This is a genomic window from Streptomyces glaucescens (genome assembly GCF_002154375.1).
GTDB lineage: Bacteria > Actinomycetota > Actinomycetes > Streptomycetales > Streptomycetaceae > Streptomyces > Streptomyces glaucescens.
Window position 1 is genome coordinate 1 of the sequence record NZ_MUND01000087.1, and the last position, 3,901, is coordinate 3,901.

Annotated in this window: 3 protein-coding genes; 1 reads left to right on the forward strand and 2 read right to left on the reverse strand. The window is 69.5% G+C overall.

The window, feature by feature from the left end:
* A partial coding sequence (locus tag CCN42_RS06640) for a cytosine permease (RefSeq protein ID WP_211294644.1) occupies window positions 1–758 on the forward strand: 758 nt, incomplete at its 5' end.
* Window positions 759–889: 131 nt separating this feature from the next.
* Here the strand turns inward: CCN42_RS06640 and CCN42_RS06645 are convergent.
* Both CCN42_RS06645 and CCN42_RS06650 read right to left on the reverse strand, forming a co-directional pair.
* On the reverse strand, window positions 890–2,305 hold the full coding sequence (locus CCN42_RS06645; protein WP_086733706.1) for a sugar porter family MFS transporter: 1,416 nt from the start codon (window positions 2,303–2,305) through the stop codon (window positions 890–892).
* 250 nt (window positions 2,306–2,555) lie between these two features.
* On the reverse strand, window positions 2,556–3,901 hold a 1,346-nt coding region (locus CCN42_RS06650; protein ID WP_158102069.1), incomplete at its 5' end, for an AAA family ATPase.

Consider the following 3,901-nt stretch of genomic DNA (forward strand, 5'->3'; position numbering starts at 1 on the left):
CCCGCTATCTGCCGCGCACGGCGTCCTCCAAGGCGATCGTGGGCACGGCGGTCGGCGGCGCCGGTGTCGTCGTGCTGCCGATGGTGCTGATGGGCGCGGTGATGGCGGTGTCGACGCCGGACCTGGCCTCGGCCGCCGACCCGGTCTCCTTCCTCGGCGAGATCCTGCCGACCTGGATCGCGGTGCCGTACCTGCTGATCGCGCTGATCGGCATGCTGCTGATCAACGCGATGTCGATGTACTCGGCGGGCTTCACCGCGCAGACCCTCGGCATCAAGGTGCCCCGGCACTGGGCGGTGTCCGTCAACGCGCTGATCTCGCTGGTCTTCGGCGGGGTGCTGATGCTGGTGGCGACGAGCTTCATGGGCTCCTTCATCGCGTTCCTGTCCCTGCTGGCGGTGGCGTTCTCCGCCTGGGTCGGCGTGTTCGGCGCGGACATGCTGCGGCGCACGGAGTACGACGGCGAGGCGATGGCGGACACCACGCGCACCAGCGCCTACTGGTACCGGGGCGGCTTCTCCCCCGCCGCGGTGACCGCCTGGGCGGCCGGCCTGGTCTCGGGCCTGCTCTTCACCACGTCGGACTGGTTCACCGGCCCGCTCGCCGACAACAACGTGATCGGCGAGTACGGCCTCGGCTGGGTCGCCACGGTCGTGATCTCGGGCCTGCTGTACCTGGCCCTGCCGAAGCCGGTCGTGACCACGCCGGCGGCGCGGCCGGCCGGTCCCGCCGAGGAGCTTCAGCCGACCGGCGTCTGAACACGCGCACTGCTGGAAGACGTACTGCCCCGGCTCGGTGTCCGAGCCGGGGCAGTACGTCTTCCGGGTGTCGAGGAGCGGGCAGCGGGGACTTGGCCCGTCTCCTCGAGTCCAGGGAGCCTCGGTGAGGCTCAGCCCATCTCCTCCAGCTTCTTGCCCTTGGTCTCGGGCACGAACTTGAGGATGAAGGGGATGGAGAGGAAGGCGAACACCGCGTACATGACGTAGGTGAGCGACAGGTTCCACTCCGAGAGGTCCGGGAAGGTGATGGTGATCACCCAGTTGGCGATCCACTGGGCCGAGGCGGCCACACCGAGCGCGGCGGCGCGGATCTTGTTCGGGAAGACCTCACCGAGCATGACCCAGACGACCACACCCCAGGACAGGGCGAAGAAGAGCACGAACGCGTTGGCGGCGATCAGCGCGACGTAACCCTGCGCGGTGGGCAGCGGGTCGTTGCCGTTCTGGAAGGAGAAGGACCAGGCGGCCGCGGCCAGCGAGACGCCCATGCCGACCGAGCCGATGAGCGCGAGCGGCTTGCGGCCGAGGCGGTCGACGAAGATCATCGCGATCACGGTACCGATGATGTTGATGATCGAGGTCTCGAACGAGTAGAAGAACGAGCTCGACGGGTCGACGCCGACGGACTGCCACAGCAGGTTCGAGTAGTAGAAGATGACGTTGATGCCGACCAGCTGCTGGAAGACGGAGAGGCCGATGCCGATCCAGACGATCGGCAGCAGGCCGAAGCGGCCGCCCATCAGGTCCCTGAAGGTGGACTTGTGGTCGCTGCGCATCGCCTCGTCGATCTCGGCGACACGGGCGTCCAGGTCGATGTCGCCCTCGACGTCGCCAAGCACCTTCTTGGCGTCGTCGGTGCGGCCCACGCTGATCAGGTAGCGCGGCGACTCGGGGATGGCGAAGGACAGCAGACCGTAGATCACGGCCGGCACCAGCATCACGCCGAGCATCCACTGCCAGGCCTCCAGGCCCGCGATCTTCCCGCGCTCCTCACCGTCGGCCAGGTTCAGGATGGCCCAGTTGACGAGCTGGGAGACGGCGATGCCGATGACGATGGCGGCCTGCTGGAACGAGGCGAGCCTGCCCCGGTAGGCGGGCGGGGCGACCTCGGCGATGTAGGCCGGGCCGATCACCGAGGCCATACCGATGGCTATGCCGCCGAGGACACGCCAGGCGGCGAGGTCCCAGGCGGCGAACGGCAGGCCGGAGCCCACCGCGCTCACCGCGAACAGGACCGCGGCGATCTGCATGACGCGGATACGGCCGATGCGGTCGGCGATCCGGCCCGCGACGGCCGCACCCACGGCGCTGCCGAGCAGGGCGCAGGCGGCGACCGTTCCGGTGGCACCGGAGCTGAGGTCGAACCGAGCCTGGATGCCGCCGTTCGCGCCGTTGATGACAGAGCTGTCGTAGCCGAACAGGAAACCGCCCATGGCGGCTGCCGCCGTGATGAAGACGACGTGCCCGAGATGTTCGGGGTGCGCCGACTTGGCTCCTGACTGGGGTGCCTGCGCTGTGCTGGTCACGTGGGTAACTCCTCGGGCCGCCGGCAACGCTGCCGGCTGGGGGCGTAGCCCTTCCAGGGGTGCGGCGTTCACGCCGCTCACACCTGAAGGTAAAAGCAACGTTGCAGAGACTATGCCTTCAGGTTTCGAAGTCAATAGGCCAAGACCTGTGAGTTTTCAGCCATGACGTAGCGGCTTGTGTTCAATTCTTGAAGTGATCTTCAGAGGGGCAGGTCATTACTGGTGTAGACCGGTGCCCGGAAGCGGACGATCAACGCAGCCGCTGGCTGATGACCTTCGACACACCGTCGCCCTGCATGGAGACGCCGTACAGCGCGTCGGCGACCTCCATGGTCCGCTTCTGGTGCGTGATGACGATGAGCTGCGAGGTCTCCTGCAACTCCTGCATGATCCGGATCAGCCGCTGGAGGTTGGTGTCGTCCAGCGCGGCCTCGACCTCGTCCATCACGTAGAACGGGCTGGGCCGCGCCTTGAAGATCGACACCAGCAGGGCGACGGCGGTCAGCGACCGCTCCCCGCCGGAGAGCAGACTCAGCCGCTTCACCTTCTTGCCCGGCGGACGCGCCTCCACGTCCACACCGGTGGTGAGCATGTTGCCGGGATCCGTCAGCACCAGCCGGCCCTCGCCGCCCGGGAAGAGCCGGCCGAACACGCCCTCGAACTCCCGCGCGGTGTCCCGGTAGGCCTCGGTGAACACCTGCTCGACCCGCTCGTCGACCTCCTTGACGACCTGGAGCAGATCCGCGCGGGTCTTCTTCAGGTCCTCCAGCTGCTCGCTGAGGAACTTGTGCCGCTCCTCCAGCGCCGCGAACTCCTCCAGCGCCAGCGGATTCACCTTGCCGAGCTGCTGATACGCCCGCTCGGCCGCCTTCAGCCGCTTCTCCTGCTCCGCCCGCACGAACGGCCGCGGCTGGTTGCGCGGATGCCCGGGGTCGTCCGGCAGCTCCTCGCCCTCGGCGGGCGGCGACGGCGGTACCAGCTGACGCGGCCCGTACTCGGCCACGAGCCCGGCGGGCTCCACGCCCAGCTCCTCCAGCGCCCTGTTCTCCAGCTGCTCGATCCGCAGCCGCTTCTCCGCGCCCAGCACCTCGCCCCGGTGCACGGAGTCGGTCAGCTTGTCCAGCTCCGCCTTCAGGTCACGGGCCTGGGTACGGGCGGCGGCCAGCTCCTGCTCGCGCCGGGCCTTCGCCGCCTCCGCGGCCGAACGCTCCCGCTCCGCGCGGGCCAGCGAGACCTCGACGTGCGCGAGCAGCTGCCGGGCGCCGGAGGCCACGGCCTCGGCGACGGCCGCCTCGTGACGCAGGCGGGCCCGCCGCTGCTCGGCACGCGCGCGTGCCTCGCGTTCCGCCCGCGCGGCACGGTCGAGCGAGTCGGCGCGTCCGGCCAGCCCCTTGACCCGCTCCTCGTGCGTACGGACCTGGAGGCGGGCCTCCATCTCGGTCTGCCGCGCGTTGGCGCCGTCGGCGGCGAGCCGGTCCCTGGCCGAGGTGTCCGGCTCCTCCTCGACCGGCATCTCCTCCGCCACGGCGAGCCGCTCGGCCAGCTCCTCGACCTCCTGGAGCGCCTTGTCCAGCGCCTCCTGCGCCCGCGCGGCGG